The 14,617-nt window shown below is 72.9% G+C and carries 14 protein-coding genes; 6 read left to right on the forward strand and 8 right to left on the reverse strand.

The genetic code is table 11. From position 1 onward, the window contains the following. Nucleotides 1-14 precede the first annotated feature (14 nt). The 3 genes from ACFYYR_RS14605 (at nt 15) to ACFYYR_RS14615 (ending at nt 3,751) form a co-directional block, all read left to right on the forward strand. Nucleotides 15-1,412 carry an MFS transporter gene (locus ACFYYR_RS14605; RefSeq protein ID WP_388851832.1) on the forward strand — a complete coding sequence of 466 codons (1,398 nt, stop codon included), beginning with the start codon at nt 15-17 and terminating at the stop codon, nt 1,410-1,412. Continuing rightward, a complete protein-coding gene (locus ACFYYR_RS14610; RefSeq protein ID WP_388851835.1) occupies nt 1,409-2,629 on the forward strand; it encodes an FAD-dependent monooxygenase in 1,221 nt (406 codons plus the stop codon). The genes ACFYYR_RS14605 and ACFYYR_RS14610 overlap by 4 nt, the downstream gene beginning before the upstream one ends. Before the next feature lie 240 nt (nt 2,630-2,869). Continuing rightward, nucleotides 2,870-3,751, forward strand: coding sequence for an ABC transporter substrate-binding protein (locus ACFYYR_RS14615; RefSeq protein ID WP_388851838.1), 882 nt, complete (start codon nt 2,870-2,872; stop codon nt 3,749-3,751). 215 nt (nt 3,752-3,966) lie between these two features. On the opposite strand, the gene ACFYYR_RS14620 is transcribed toward ACFYYR_RS14615, so the two are convergent. Beyond that, entirely contained in the window at nt 3,967-5,301 is a 1,335-nt protein-coding gene (locus tag ACFYYR_RS14620; protein WP_388851841.1) for a PP2C family protein-serine/threonine phosphatase, read from the reverse strand. 537 nt (nt 5,302-5,838) lie between these two features. Then, the gene (locus ACFYYR_RS14625; protein WP_388851844.1) at nt 5,839-7,467 is read right to left on the reverse strand and encodes a phospholipase D-like domain-containing protein; all 1,629 of its coding nucleotides are present in this window, start codon (nt 7,465-7,467) and stop codon (nt 5,839-5,841) included. A 314-nt stretch (nt 7,468-7,781) separates the two neighbouring features. Between ACFYYR_RS14625 and ACFYYR_RS14630 the strand changes: the two genes are divergently transcribed. Continuing rightward, on the forward strand, nt 7,782-7,943 hold the full coding sequence (locus ACFYYR_RS14630) for a hypothetical protein (RefSeq protein ID WP_388851847.1): 162 nt from the start codon (nt 7,782-7,784) through the stop codon (nt 7,941-7,943). A 96-nt stretch (nt 7,944-8,039) separates the two neighbouring features. On the opposite strand, the gene ACFYYR_RS14635 is transcribed toward ACFYYR_RS14630, so the two are convergent. Then, entirely contained in the window at nt 8,040-8,441 is a 402-nt protein-coding gene (locus ACFYYR_RS14635) for a DUF1992 domain-containing protein (RefSeq protein WP_388851850.1), read from the reverse strand. A 283-nt stretch (nt 8,442-8,724) separates the two neighbouring features. Then, a complete protein-coding gene (locus ACFYYR_RS14640; RefSeq protein ID WP_388852521.1) occupies nt 8,725-9,351 on the reverse strand; it encodes a TetR/AcrR family transcriptional regulator in 627 nt (208 codons plus the stop codon). Between the two features lie 86 nt (nt 9,352-9,437). Between ACFYYR_RS14640 and ACFYYR_RS14645 the strand changes: the two genes are divergently transcribed. Next, on the forward strand, nt 9,438-9,884 hold the full coding sequence (locus tag ACFYYR_RS14645) for a DUF4345 domain-containing protein (protein ID WP_388851853.1): 447 nt from the start codon (nt 9,438-9,440) through the stop codon (nt 9,882-9,884). 19 nt (nt 9,885-9,903) lie between these two features. On the opposite strand, the gene ACFYYR_RS14650 is transcribed toward ACFYYR_RS14645, so the two are convergent. Together ACFYYR_RS14650 and ACFYYR_RS14655 are read right to left on the reverse strand one after the other, a co-directional pair. Continuing rightward, nucleotides 9,904-11,199: a hypothetical protein gene (locus ACFYYR_RS14650; protein WP_388851856.1), complete on the reverse strand. Its 1,296-nt coding sequence runs from the start codon at nt 11,197-11,199 to the stop codon at nt 9,904-9,906. A gap of 242 nt (nt 11,200-11,441) precedes the next feature. Further along, the gene (locus ACFYYR_RS14655) at nt 11,442-11,915 is read right to left on the reverse strand and encodes a MarR family winged helix-turn-helix transcriptional regulator (RefSeq protein ID WP_388851859.1); all 474 of its coding nucleotides are present in this window, start codon (nt 11,913-11,915) and stop codon (nt 11,442-11,444) included. Nucleotides 11,916-11,972: 57 nt separating this feature from the next. Here ACFYYR_RS14655 and ACFYYR_RS14660 point away from each other — a divergent pair, with 57 nt between their 5' ends. Continuing rightward, the gene (locus ACFYYR_RS14660) at nt 11,973-12,812 is read left to right on the forward strand and encodes an alpha/beta fold hydrolase (RefSeq protein WP_388851862.1); all 840 of its coding nucleotides are present in this window, start codon (nt 11,973-11,975) and stop codon (nt 12,810-12,812) included. A gap of 81 nt (nt 12,813-12,893) precedes the next feature. On the opposite strand, the gene ACFYYR_RS14665 is transcribed toward ACFYYR_RS14660, so the two are convergent. Continuing rightward, nucleotides 12,894-13,823, reverse strand: a complete 930-nt coding sequence (locus ACFYYR_RS14665) for an anti-sigma factor RsbA family regulatory protein (protein WP_388852524.1) — start codon at nt 13,821-13,823, stop codon at nt 12,894-12,896. Next, a complete protein-coding gene (locus tag ACFYYR_RS14670) occupies nt 13,820-14,179 on the reverse strand; it encodes an STAS domain-containing protein (RefSeq protein ID WP_388851865.1) in 360 nt (119 codons plus the stop codon). The genes ACFYYR_RS14665 and ACFYYR_RS14670 overlap by 4 nt, the downstream gene beginning before the upstream one ends. Nucleotides 14,180-14,617: the final 438 nt, after the last annotated feature.

Raw genomic sequence — 14,617 nt, forward strand, 5'->3', positions numbered from 1 at the left:
ACGGAAGGACGTCGATGACCGCAACTCTGGCTCCACCGGTCCGCATCGGGAGGGCCGCTGTCGGGGCCCTCGGCATGCTGGCCGTCGCCACCGGTGCCCTGGAGTCGGTGGTGACGCCGACGCTCCCGCTCCTGCAACGCGAGCTGGACATGAGTCCGGCCGAAGGGGCGTTACTCAGCATCGTGCTCCTCATCACCGGCGCGCTCGTCACACCGGTCGCAGGCAGGTTCGGCGACCGCTACGGCGGGAAACGGGTCCTGATCCGGCTGATGGCGGTGGTCTCGGCCGGTGGTCTGGTGTCCGCCCTGGCGCCGAACCTGCCGGTGCTGCTGCTCGGTCAGGTGCTGCAGGGAGCGATGGTGGGCGCGCTGCCCCTGTCGTTCATCCTGGTGCGCGCACACCTCCCCGAGGGAGAGTCGAAGGTGGCCATCGGGGTGGTCAGCGGCTTGTTCGTGGGGGGCGGGATGGCGGGAACGCTGTCGGCCGGGCCCGTGGCGGAAGGGCTGTCCCGGCACTGGATGTTCGCGCTGCCGACGATCGCGGTCATCGGGTCCACCCTGCTGGTGAACAGGCTGATGCCGCATGATCCGCCGGGCCGGTCGGACGACGCCGGGATCGACTGGCCCGGCCTGGTTCTCTTGAGCGGAACGCTGGTCACGCTCATGCTGGTGCTCGCGCTGGCACCCGACCTCGGGGCGCAGCCACTCGTACTCGGCGCCCTCGTCGTGGTGCTGGCCGCTTGCGTGACCGGATGGATCGCCGTTGAGCGTCGTGCGGCCGCGCCGATGGTCGATCTGCGCATGCTGGCCCGGCCGGCGGTGTGGAAGTCGTGTGTGCTGACGTTCGTGATCTGCGTGGGTACCTCGGTGGCCGTCCATCTCGTCCCGCAGCTGTTCGCGGTGTCCGCCGGCGCGTACGGATTCGGGGCCAGTGCCACCGAGATCGGTTTCTTCCTGCTGCCCGGCGCCGTGGCCGCGTCGCTGGCCGGGCCGGTCGGTGGGATCGGGGCGCGGCGTTTCGGCTCGCGTGCCGTGGTCACCGCCGGGGTCGTCATCATGGCCGCCGCCCTGATCGCCCTGGCAGCCGTGCACACCGAGATCTGGCACCTCGTCATCGGCAAGATGATGATCTCGCTCGCCAACGGCCTGTGCGTCACGGCGATGGTGACCGGCACCGCCACATCCGTCGATCGAGGCGACACCGGCATCGCCACCAGCCTGGTCCTGGTGACTCGCGTGCTCGGCTTCGCGGTGGGTGTCCAGCTGGGTGGTGCGCTCCTCACCGCCGGGACCCCTTCCGGGTCGGATGTCCCGGCCGAATCGGCCTTCGTCACCGGCTTCGTCATCGCCGGCGTCGTCACGGCGCTGTCCCTGCTCGTCGCCCGCACCATGAGCAAAGGAGTCAAGGAATGAGCCGCACCGCGCAGTTGAGGGATGTCCGTACCCCGCAGAGGCGCACGGCCCTGATATCCGGGGCAAGCGTCGCGGGGCCCGCCCTCGCGTTCTGGCTGAACCGCTACGGATTCGCGGTCACGGTGGTCGAGAAGGCGAGCACGCTTCGTGACGGTGGTTACCCCATCGACGTGCGCGGCACCGCACTCGAAGTGGTCCGGAGGATGGGAATCCTGCCGCGACTGCAGGACGCGCACATCGACGTGCGCCGGCTCACCTTCCTCGAAGCGGACGGCAGCGTGGCGGCCTCGGTCAACCCGCACATCGTCACCGGCGGTGTCGCGGGGCAGGACCTGGAGGTGCGGCGCGGGGATCTGACCGACGCTCTCTACGCGGCGGTCCGTGACGACGTGGAGTTCTTGTTCGACGACTCCATCGACACCCTCGACCAGTCCGGCCACGGGGTCGATGTCGCCTTCCGCGGGGGCAGCAGGCGTACGTTCGACGTGGTGTTCGGAGCGGACGGCCTGCACTCACGTACCCGCGAGTTCCTGTTCGGCCCCGAAGAGCAGTTCCACCGGTATCTCGGCTACTGCTTCGCCGGATTCACCATGCGCAACACCTTCGGGCTCTCCCACGAGCTCATGATGTGGAACACCCCGGGCAGGGCCGCGGCACTCTACGCCGTGGGGGACAACGACGACGTGCACGCCTTCCTGAACTTCGCCCGCCCGGAACCCCCGTTCGACGCGTTCCGGAACCCTGAGGCCCAACGGGACCTGGTCGCCGCGGTCTTCGCCGACGCGGGATGGGAGGTCCCGGGGATGGTCGCCGCCATGCACGACGCGGATGACCTGTTCTTCGACGTGGTCAGCCAGATCCGCATGCCCCGCTGGTCCAGCGGCAGGGTCGCGCTGGTGGGCGACGCCGCGTACGCACCCTCGTTCCTCACCGGACAGGGCTCCAGCCTCGCGCTCGTCGGCGCGTACATGCTCGCCGGTTCCCTGGCCGACCGGGACCACGCCGCGGGCTTCGCCGCCTACGAACACCACACCCGTGAGTTCGTGACCCTGAACCAGGACCAGGTCGGCGAGGGCGATGCCACCCTCTTCCCGACGACTGCCCGGGCCCTGGAGCAGCGCAACGCCATGCTGCGCAATCTCAGCGCCATGCCCTCCGCAGAGGGACGACCGGCCCATTCGGCCCTCGCCCTGCCCGCATTCATGCCCATGACGTGAGCCCGGGCACCCGCGCACCCCGTCGGCTCGGGCACTGGGGGAGAGACGATCGGTGTCGCCTCGGGGCCCGGAACACAGGCCACCTGCCCATCACGCACCCGGTCGGATCGGCACCAACACACGGATTCGCCAGGGAAACTGCCTCAGTGACCAGCTGAATGAGTGAACGATGAACCTCCAGGGCAGGCAGACGGTGATGCTCTCCGGAGACATCGAACAGCGAGAGTTGGGGTGGGGCGCATGGCACACAGCACCGAGTGGACATTCACCGACGACCGCGGCCGGGTGGCGGCGGCCCGGCGGACACCGGCGACCGTGGTCGCCTACATACAGGCCGGGGCGACTCTGAGCGACCACGGCATCCAGCCGACGGGGATCTTCGGCTCCAACCACGACGGCGACGGCCCCGATCCGGCCAAGGCCGGCGCGCTGCCCCTGGAGGAGATCGACTACCTCGGCTCCGGCGACCGGCTCGGCGTGGACTCCCTGCTCCGGGCCGCGCCGGACCTGGTGGTGGCGGTCGCCTACGGGGGCGACCAGGTCTACGGCCTGGCGCCGGAGGTGGCGAAGGGTCTGGAGGAACGCGTTCCGGTGGTCGTCCTCGACGTGGGGCAGGGCCGGTCGCTCGCCGACGTCCGTGACCGGTTCACCGAGCTGGCCCGCTCGCTCGGCGCGCCGGGGAGCCCGGCCGCAGCCGGCGAACTCGACCGCGCACACCTGCGGCTGCGCACGGCGGCGGGCGATGCCGGGTCCGCCCGGGTCGTGGCGCTGTCGCCCGCCGGGCCGGACAGCGTGCACCTCGCCCGGCCGTCGGCCTGGCGCGATCTGCGGGCCCTCGCCGACCGCGGGGTCGGCATGGTGGAGCCGGAGGCGGGGCCGGGAGCCAACTGGTCCACCGTCGACTGGGCCACCGCGGCGTCCCTGCGGCCCGACATCGTGCTGACCGACTCCCGGGCCAACGCGCTGCCGGTCGACCAGCTGCGCAGGATCGACGGCTGGCAGGAGATCGCGGCCCGCGCCCAGCACGTGCCGTGGAACCCCGAGATCCCGTGCAGCCACATCGCGCACGCGCTCTTCTTCGAGACGGTGGCCGACGCGCTCCAGGCCTGGGCATCGGCGTGAGGGCGGTGCGGCCATGAGGCATGAGGCCGTGAGCCGTGTGCGGACTCCGTAGGCCGGACGGGTGCCCGCCCGGTTCCCCCACGGCCGGGCGGACCCGGGGGGCGCCCCGTCGTGCGTGGATGAGCGGGGACGCGTTCAGCGCGCACACCGCCGGCACCGGGAGAGGCCACCGGCCCGAGGAGAGGCCGCCGTGCGGGCGGCCCGCCGGGCGGCCGTCACTCCGCGGGTGCCCGCAGGGCCAGGAGGGCGACATCGTCCGGGCCGTCGTCCGGCTGGGCGGTCGACACGGCCCGGCAGAGCTTCCCCAGGCTGTCGTCGGCGTGGGCGGCGGCCGCCTCGGCCACCGCTTTGAGGCCGACGCCGAGATCCTGTCCCGGCCGTTCCACCAGTCCGTCGGTGAACATCAGCACCGTGCTGCCGGCCGGCAGGAGGTGCCGGTGGTCGTGGCGCGGGAGCCCCGTGTCGACCCCGAGCGGGGCGTCCGCCTCGGCTTCCAGGTAGCGGGCGTCCCCCTCCCGGGTCACCAGCAGCGGCGGGATGTGGCCCGCGTTGCTCCAGCACAGGTTCCAGCCGCCCCCGGTCCGGGGCTCGATACGGGTGAGGCACACGGTGGCCATGGAGGACTCACCCATGGCCTCCCACGCCTGGTCGAGCCGGGTGAGCACCTCGCTCGGCAGGGCTCCGCGGTCGAACGCGAGTGCCCGCAGCATGTTGCGGACCTGGGCCATGGCCGCGGCCGCCCGCACGTCGTGGCCCATCACGTCCCCCACCGCCATGGCGCGCGCCCCGTCGGGGAGGACCAGTGCGTCGTACCAGTCGCCGCCGAGCAGGCTGGGGTCGGCGGCCGGCCGGTACATGGCCCAGGAGGTGAACGGCGTCAGGTCGGGCAGCCGCGGCAGCAGCAGCCGCTGGAACTGCTCGGCACCGTACCGGAGCCGGCTGTACAGCCGGGCGTTCTCGATGGCGATACCGGCCGCACCGGCGAGCGCCACGACCACCGCTTCGTCGTCGGCGTCGAACGGCCGGCCGTCGCGCCGGTCGGACAGGTAGATGTTGCCGTAGACCTGGTCGCGCACCCGGATGGCGACGCCCAGCAGGCTTCGCATCGGCGGGTGGCCCGGCGGGAAACCCGCCGCCTGGGGGTGCTCCGCGATGCGCGCCACCCGCAGCGGCCGGGGGTCCTCGATCAGCAGCCGCAGCAGCCCGTGCCCCTGCGGCAGGTCCACGCCTGCCAGGGCGTCGAGCTCCTTCTCGTCGAGGCCGACGGGGATGAACTCCGCCAGCCCGGCGCCGTCCTCGTCCAGGACGCCCAGCGCCCCGTAGGTGGCGCCGGCGAGTTCCATGGCCGTGGTCACCACGCGGCGCAGCACCACGGCGAGTTCCAGGTCCCGGCTGACGGCCAGGACGGCGTCGAGCAGGCCGCGCAGCCGGCCCTGGGCCCGTGCGAACTCGGAGAGCTGCATGCTCGCCAGTTGCAGGTCGGACGCGAGGTTCCCCCGGTGCAGGCGCAGATCCTCGTCTTCTCCGTCCGCGTTCTCCTGCTCGCTCATGCTTCCTCTCCGAAGCGGTGTCGGCCGCTCATCGTGGTGCCGCGGACATCCAGGTCACGAAGGCTATCGGACCGTGATCGCCGACGACGGGGCGACCGGTGGGCCGGATCCGGCCCACCGGTCGCGGCTCGTATTCTTCTCGGCCCTGGTCGTGGTGCGGCCCGGTGACCGCGCACCGGCGGATTCGACGCGAGATGCGTAGACATGTGGACAGGATCGTGACCCTGGTCGGCAGAAATGCGACGTTGCCTGACCGAAAATGACTATGCATCCGGGACGTCTCGGTCAAACGTGGTATGTGCACCGGCATCGTGGCGGAGAACCGGTGCGGTACCGGATCGTCCGGTACCGCACCGGCACGCCGCCCCGCGCGGAGCGGAACGCGGCCGCGCCCCGCCACCGGACCGCCGGGCCGGAACGGCCGTGTACGGACCGCCCCGTCCCGGCCGCGGGCATCGCGGAGCCGTCCGGCCCCGCGATGCCCGAAGGACGCCGCTCCCGGCCCCCGGTCCGGGGTCCGGGAGTCCTGTCCGGGCCTCAGCCCGGGCAGATGCCGCGCTCGGCGTCGACCGTCGCGGTCTCCTGGGAGTACTTCCACTCCGGTGCCAGCAGCTCGCTCTTCAGCTGCTTCGCCGCCGCCGGGCTCTCGACGATGTAGCCGAAGTCCTGCAGCCATGCCGGGTAGAGGTTCTTGGAGCCGATGTAGAACGCCGAGTCGTCCACCGAGACCAGCTTGTGGTGCAGCGCCTGCGGCTTGCCGTCGCCCCAGGTGCTCGCCGGAGAGCTGCGGAAGGACGCCAGCTGGAGGTTCCGGCACATCGTCCGCGACGCCTCGCCGTCGTCACCGGTGCGCACGGCCAGCCGCTTGCGGAGGATGTCGCTGATCTCGTCCAGGGACTTGATCTGCGAGTAGCCTCCGCTGCCCACGGCCCCGCGGTTGGCGGGATCGCTGACCACGATCCGGACCTTCACCCCGTCCGCCAGCTTGGCGGCGAGCGCGTCGTAGACCCTCAGGTCGTAGCGGGGCAGCGGGGGACAGGTGGCGTTGAGATCCTGCTGCGAGATCTCGACGTGGCTGCGCGCACTCGCGATGAGCGCACGCAGCGCGTTCCCCTCCGGGTTGACCGTGTCGTAGTCCCGGTCGGCGTTGGTGTTGTCGTGCAGCCCCAGGGAGCACGTCGTGTCGGGGGCGGTGGGCAGGTCCGGGTGGTAACCGGAGGACGGGTCGGACTCCTTGATGCCGACGCCCAGGCCGCCGACCGCGAGGACCGGGACGTCGCCCGGGGCCTGCGCGGGCGAGGCGCCCTGCTCCTCCGCGCCCTGCTCCTTCTCCAGCGACGGCATGCAGGAGGCGCCCCGGGAGGTGGCGAGCCAGACCTTGCTGGGACGCGACGCGTTGTCGCAGGTCCAGCCCCACAGCGTGTCCAGGTACGCGCCCGCCGAGCGCGCCGCGGGCCCGCTCAGCGCCATGTCGACGTCCGACACCGGATGCGTGGTGTCGAGGTAGTCGTCCTTCCAGCCGTTGATGCCGCCGGTGACCGCCGTCCTGCCGTCGACCACGAGGAGCTTGGAGTGGTTCCAGGAGAGCGACGCCTTGGAGGTGGTCATCGACGCGACGTTCAGCGTGACCTTCTCCGCTGCCGGGCCGAGCTTGTCGATCAGCTCGTCCCGGTAGCGGGACGGGAGCACGTTGAGGTGGTAGACCGGCGCGGCGCCGACCAGGACCCGGACGCGGGGGGAGTGCCCCGCCGCGACCGACTTCTTGAGGCCGGCGACGATGGCGTCCTGGAAACCGCCGTTGGGAAACGGCGCCAGCGACGAGATGTCCACGGTGTGCTTCGCCTCGGCGATGTTCCGGGTCATCCGGTCGAGCAGCTTCCGGGTTCCCGCGCGGTCCTTGCACGCGGCGTCGCCCCAGCAGCCGGGGGTCTGCAGGAGCCAGCCCGACGGATCGCCCGCCGGGGCGTCCAGCCGGTTGCCGTCCGTGCGCTGCCAGACCGAGCCTTCGAGCCCGGGGGAGGTCTCGCGGAGCGACTTCTCGATCGAGTCCAGATGGGGGGTGGGGGGTGTGTCCGCCGCCTGCGCCGAAGCCGTCGGGAACGCCGTGAGCACGGTCGTCAGCACGACGGACGTCGGTATCAGGCGGCGGAGCCGGTGATGGGCCAAGAACTTTCCTTCTTACGGTGGGAATCGGCCCGAACGGCCGCTGAGGGCCTGCTCGGGATGGACAGAAGGTACCGGGTCACCGATTCCGCCGGGACGCCGGGTTGGCCCACGAAAAGAGTCAACTACACGCTCCACCAAGGAAGTTGAAGGAACAACGGACAGGGCGGTGTCGCAGGCCGGTGCCGCGCCGAGGGGGCCGGCACCCGGGCGTCCGGGCGGGCCGCGCCCGGACCGGTCCGGTGCGTCCGGCCGTACCGGTCACCGTCCGGTTCTCCCGGACCGTCGGCGGCACGGCGCGCGGCCGGAGGCGGCGTATGGCCCCGGGCCCGGCCGCCGAGATCTGCGGCAGTGTCACCGCCGGGGTGCTCGGGGCCGTCGTCGCCGTCCCGCTGGTCTCGGTGGTGTGGTCGGTCTTCACCGCCCTGCGGACGCCGCCGGTCCCGCTCTCCCCGCCGCCGGCCGCCCCGGCACGCTGACAGTGGCCGACGGACACCGGAGGCGGGGCGTCGGCGGACACCGGTACGGCGCCGGCCGGACGACGGCATTCCACCGCCCGGACGCCGCGGCGGCGGTCAGTCCCGGCGCCCTTCCCGCCAGGTGCGCACCACGTCGTCCACGTCGAACGGGGTCAGGCTGAGCGGTGGCCCGGCGGGCGGCCGCCGGAGCGCCTCCCGGATCTTCTCGTTGACCTCGCCGAGGATGCGCCGGACCTCGGCCTCGGTGCGCGCCCGCGAGACCGCTTCCAGTGCGTCCTCCGCCTCCTTGCGCAGGGTGAGCGCCGGCGGCAGGTACGACAGGTTCTCCCGGCGCATCTTCTCCTTGACCCACCACATGTCGTCATACGGCCGGTCGAGACCGGGGAGGGGCTTCCCGAAGCCGGGGAGGTCGGCGAAGTCGCCGCGGTCCGCCGCCTCGCGGATCTGCCGGTCCGTCCACGACTCGAAGCTGACACCGGGGGGCTTGCGTTCGGTCACTGTACGGCTCTCCCTCTGGGCTCCGTGGTGCTCGAGCTCGGTGCTGCGGGCTCGGCGCTCTGGTGCGGCTCCAGGCGGGTCGTGCGCGGCCGAAGCCGGTACGGCCCCAAGTCTAGGACCCGGCCGGTGCCGGCCCCGGGGGCCACCGGCTCCGCGAGCATCTTGCCGGGACGCCGGGACGCCGGGACGCCGGGACGCCGGGACGCCGGGACGCCGGACGCGGCGGCGCCGAGCGGCAACCACGGGCCGATGGCGGTGCCCGGGGCACGCGGTCGGGAAACGGTCAGCCGCCGGCCGGAACGTCGGGGCGGTCCGGTGCCCCGTCGAGGTCCAGGTCCATGACCGCGCCCAGCGTTCCCAGCAGCGCACCCAGGCACATGTCGAGCAGCACGGCCCGGGAGAACGCCCGGTGCGCCAGCCAGTCGACACAGAGCGTCCGGACGAAGACCAGCCAGCTCATCAGGGCCGCGGAGACCGCCTCCCGGGGGCCGCGGGCGAGTTCCGGGGTGCCCAGCAGCCGCTCCCGCAGGGTGCTCAGCTCGTCGGTGATGACGGCCTGGATCACCGGATCGCCCGCGAGGACCCGGTTCGCCGCCAGCACCGTGTTCCGGTGCGCGACGAAGTAGTCGATGTGCGCGTCCAGTCCGGCCCGCAGCTGTGCGTACACCGGGCGGGCGGGGTCGAGTTCGGTCTCCGCCAGCAGCCGGTCCGCCGCCTGCCGGTAGATCGCGGCGAACAGGTCGCGCTTGCCCGGGAAGTAGCGGTACAGCAGGGCGCGGGAGACACCGGCCCGTTCGGCGACGTCCTCCATGAGCACCTCGTCGTACGGCTTCGCCGCGAACAGCCGGGCTCCGGTGTCGAGCAGTTGGCTGCGGCGCTCGGCGGGGGCGAGTCTGCGGCGGGTCGTCACATCGCACAGGTTACTTGACACGTGTCCAACAACGATCGTAGCTTCCCGTTAGTAGACGACTGTCCACTAACGGAGGCGGGGACGTCATGGCCGGACTGCTCAGGTGGCTGGTGCTGGTCATGGGGTACGCCTGTGTGGCGATCGGCGTCTTCCACTTCGCCCTCGGCATCGACTCGGTGCCCGGAGAGGGCTCGGCCGGCGCCACCGTAGACAGCCGCGAGCGGTACTACGGCGCGATCTTCCTGGGCTATGGCCTCGCCTGGATCTGGGCGGCCCGCCAGTCACCGATTCCGGCGCGGGTGGTGCGTCTGCTCGCGGGCGTCTTTCTGCTGGGCGGAGTGGGCCGGCTGCTGTCCCTCGCCGTGTACGGGCAGCCGCACTGGTTCCAGATCGTCCTCACGGTCGTCGAACTCGCCCTGCCACCGGTCTACTTCTGGCTGTCGGCGGCCGACGAGAAGGCGAACGCCGACCGGCCAGGGGGAACCCCGCCGTCGCGGACGGCCGCCGCGCGCCCCGCGCCTCCGGCGAACTGAGCGCGGCGGCCGCCCCCGGTCAGGACACTCGCTCGGCCTCCCCCAGCAGTTGCAGCGCCTCGCGGAAGTCGTCGAGGGCCGGGCCGAAGAGGCGGGCAGCGGTGCGGCAGCCCGCACGGTCCAGCAGGGCGGTGACCAGCGCGGCGGTTCCGGCCGCCGGGTCGTGGCCGGACAGCCGGCGGGCCAGGTCCACGCCCTCGTCGAGCAGCGGCCGGGTCTCCCCGGTCAACAGCCGCCTGCGGAACTCCCAGTGGACGACGGAACGGGCGGTGAAGCACCGGTGCAGCCGGACCAGCTCGGCGAGGTGGCGCTCCGGCCGCCCGGCAGCATCCCCGGTGAGGGAGTCCGCCGCCGCACCGAGCGCGTCCCGGCCCTCCCGGTGCCGCCGCGCGGTGTCCCGGGACCACTGTTCGGGCGTCATCCCGAGCGGCGGGTGCGAAGCCAGCGGCGCAGAGCGCTCGTTCGCCTCCCCCGAGAGGGAGAACAGCGTGGCCCAGCCGGTGCCCTCGTCGGCGCTCCAGGTCCGGCGCTCGCCGGTGGCGGCCAGCTCCGAGAGCACGGCGAACGCCTCGCCCCGCACGGCCGCCGCCCGCTCGCACCGGCCCCGTTCGTGGAGCATCTCCGCGTAGTGCACCAGGGTGTGGAAGAGCTGGGCCAGCGGGGTGCGGTCCCGCGCGGCGTCGCGCCTCCGCAGGGCGACGAGTTCCGCGAAAGCGTCCAGCGCCTCCTCGGCCCGCCCGGCCGCGGCCAGCACGGCGGTCCACTCCAGCAGCGACGCGGTGAGCCTGCCCTCCGACACCGGGTCCTTCGGCCGGAGGGCCGCCACCCACTCGGCCAGGGCGTCCGCGGCCTCGTCGTGCCGCCCCTCCTCGGCCAGGCCCGCTGCCCAGGCGCGCAGCCCCCGTACCACCGGGTCGCCGGACTCCGCGGCCTGCGCACGCCCGAGCGCGACCCGCTCGGCGCGCAGGGCCAGCCCTTCGGGCCGCCGGCCGAGGGCGTACAGCTGACCCTGGCACCCTTCGAGGGCACTGTGGAGCAGGTCCGCTCGGGCCGGCTCGGCGGGATCGACGGCGCGCGCCGCGGCGACCGCCTCCTCGAGCAGTGCGAGACGCTCCGTGTGCAGCCGGTCGTAGGCGCGGTCATAGCTCAGGTGGAGCAACGCGTGAACCAGGCGCGGCAGGTAGGCGGCGGGGCTCACCCGGGCGAGGACCCGGTAGGCCTCGACCTCCTCGTAGGGGGTGCGGCGCCCGGACGCCAGCAGCATGGTCCGGGCGCGGAGAACAGCGTCGTGATCGATGGTCGCCGAGTGATGCATGACGGAGAGTCTGCGCGGCGCGCAGAGCCCGGAACAAGGCTTCCGGGCCGTGCTCTCCGTCCTACGAAAATGCCCTCCGACCTGTCATGATGGGGACGTCACAACCCGCTTCCGGACCGTGGTCCGACGTTCTCCGAGCGGTGCCTCTTCCCGCCCGGTGCGGTGAATCTCCGGTTCCGCCGCGGTTGACCGCTGCCCGAGACCCGGGCCGCGGAAGGGCGTGGGTGGCAGGTTCCCGCCCGTCAGTTCACCTCGACGTGGTCGAGGAGTTCGAGCATCTGCGTGAGCACCCGCACGCAGGCCGCCACCTCGGCACCGGTGAGCTGTCCGCCGGTCCGCCGCAGCACGCCGTGTTCCCGTGCGATCACCGCTGTGATGGCCGCCGCACCCGTGTCGGTCAGCCGGATCAGCGACGACCGCTGGTGCGCCGGGTTGGGGACGCGCTCGACCAACTGCCGCGCCGCCGCCTCGTTCACCATGCGCTGGACGAACTGCCGGCTGAGTGCCTGCGCGCGGCCCATCTGCGGGACGGTCATCGGCCCGTTCTCACGGAGCAGGTCCAGCACGGCGCGCACGCCGACGGAGAGGCCCTCGACGGGGGCGGCCTGTTCCACCGCCCGCTGCGCACGCCGGTACAGCGGCCCCACGAGGGCGAACACCTCCGCGAGTCGGTCGGCGAGGGCGTCGGGGGCCAGGGGGGCATCGATGTTCGTCATGGTTCCAGGATGACACCCCGGTTGTCATGTTCCTCGTGTCATGACACCTTGGGTGTCATGACTGCTGTTTCGGAGTTCCTGCTGCCGCACACCGGAGAAGCCCGGCTCGCCTACAGCGACACCGGCTCCGGTACCCCGCTGGTGCTGTTGCACGGCGGCTTCCTCGACCGCTCCATGTGGGACGACCAGGTGCCGTTCCTCGCGAAGGGCCACCGCGTCATCACGCCCGACGCCCGCGGCCACGGCGCGTCGACCGTCGCGCAGGGGCCGTTCCGGCACACCGATGACCTGGCGGCGCTGCTGCGCCACCTCGACACCGGACCCGCGGTGCTGGCCGGGGTGTCGATGGGCGCGGCTCTCGCGGTCGACACGGCGCTGGAACACCCGGAGCTGGTCCGGGCGTTGGTGATCAGCGGCGCCGGGACCAGTGAGCCCGAGTTCCGGGACCCCTGGGCCCTGAACATCAAGGCCGAACAGGCCCGGGCGCTGGCCGCCGCCGACGCCGGCCGATACGTCGAGGCACTGCTCCAGTGCGCCGCCGGCCCGCGGCGCTCTCTGGACGATGTCGACCAGGATGTCGTGCGACGGCTGCGGGAGATGACGGTCCGGACGGTCGCCAAGCACGCCGGTGCGACACGGGACTGGCAAGTGCCGGTGGCCGACACCTGGGCCCGTGCGGCCAAGATCGCCGTCCCGGTGCTGGCCGTCCACGGCGATCTCGACGCGGACGACCACATCGGCATGGCCGAGCGCCTGATCCGCACGGTGGCCGACGGCCGCGCGGCCACCGTCGAAGGAGCCGCGCACTACCCCTGCATGGAACGGCCGGACGCCTTCAACGAGATCCTGGCGGCCTTCCTCGGCACCCTCCCCGGAGCGGACCGCCGGCCGGGCTGACCCGACGGCGCCCCGCTGGGCCGGGCTCAACCCCGACCGCCGCCCGCGGGCAGATGACCTCTGCGCTCGTGGCGGGGTCGGTCACGGGCCGAAGTGGAACCGGACCGTCGTCCCTTCCGTGCCGGTGTGCACCCGGACCAGGTCGGAGACCTCGTGCACGAGCAGCAGGCCCCGGCCGCCCAACTGGTCGCGCAGGGGTGGCCGGCGGCCGGCCAGCGGGTCGCGGAGCAGCCCCCGGTCCTCGACCTGGCAGACCACCTCCCCGTCCTCGTCCCAGACCCGGACGGTGCCCGAACCTCCGCCGTGCACCACACTGTTGGTCGTCAGCTCGGCCACCGCCAGGGCCAGGTCGTCCAGCCGCCGGCCCGCCAGTCCGAGCCGCGCCGCCTGACCCACCGCGAAGTGCCGTGCGGCGGGGAGGAGTTCGGCGTCGAAGGTCAGCGCCGCGGCTCCGGCGCGGGCGACCAGCCGGTGGTTGCAGTCGGCGATCGCCTGCTCGGGAGCGAAGGCGTCACTGGTGCGGGTCCGGCCGTCCTCGATGAGGACGGGGTGGGTGGCCCGTGCGTCGGCGATGACCTCCGGAGCCAGCCGGCCGGCGTCGTACGGGCAGAGGATGGTGACGGCCCGCCCGTGGAACGCGACATTGATCAACGCCTCGTGCTGGACGCACGCCGGGTACTCGGTCGGGGTGCGGCCCGCCCAGATGGGCTCACCGATGATGCGCACCCGGCCCGCGGGATGACGGTCGGCGAAGGCCCGCAACACCCCCGGAATGATCCGCCCGGGATTCCTCCCGGCCTGCGTCATGTCGAGGAACTGCACGCTCCCGGCGTCCTGCCCCAGCTCGCCCCGGATGGCGGCGAGGCCGTCGGCCGGAACGGCCACCGCCACCGGCTCACCCGCGGCGACTCCCGCACGCACGAACGGCACCGTGCCCGCCAGGTACTCGTCCGTGTCGCGGTAGAACAGCGCGGGGTGCGCGAAGGAGCCGGCTACGGTCTCCGTACTCAGCACGTGGTCACCTCGATCGCGGCCAGGCCGGGCCAGAACATCTCGAGCGTGCGGAGGAGGGTCGTGGGCGGCCGGACCAGAACCATGCGTCGTCCGGCGTCCAGCCGCTGGGCGGCCCGTGCCAGGGCCGACACCCCCGCAACATCGACGAACTCGACCCCGGACAGTTCGAGGCGGACATCCTCACCTCGGCCGACCAGGTTGTCCAGCTGCCGTTGCCACACCGTACCGGTGCTCAGGCCGATCTCCCCGACCACCCGCACCCCGGACAGGTCCCCGAGCGGAACGACCTCCAGCGCGGCGGTGCCCGACGGTGGTGGGCCCGCCGACAGGACCCGGCTCTCCGGCACAGTCACCGGCTCCCTCCAGAACCTCGCTCGTCCGGTGCACACCGGACGATTGGCCCGACGTACCTTAGGCCATCCGAGCCGTCCCCACGGCCGCGTTCGCAAATGCCACCCCCGGGTGGGCACTGGCCCACGACCGGACGGCACCGGCGGACCGAGTCCGGCGCACGGCGCAGGCAGCGGACCCCCGGGCCGGACACGAAGACGCGGTGCGGCCGGGCCGCCCGGGACGTCAGAGGAGTGCAGGGTGCGCGGTGCCGCCGGGCAGGTCTGTGGACACGGCGGCGCGCTACGACGCCGCCGGTGGTCCGGACACAAGGGGGTGGGGGCGCAGGGGTGGGGGGTTCCGGAAGCTTCCGTGTATTTGTGGGCCCCCAGGGCCCGTAAATATACGTTCCGGGCCCCCCCCCCCCCGCGCCCCCCCCCCCCCCCCCCCCCCCCACCCCC

Origin of the sequence: Streptomyces sp. NPDC001922 (assembly GCF_042891165.1) — a bacterium.
Lineage (GTDB): Bacteria > Actinomycetota > Actinomycetes > Streptomycetales > Streptomycetaceae > Streptomyces.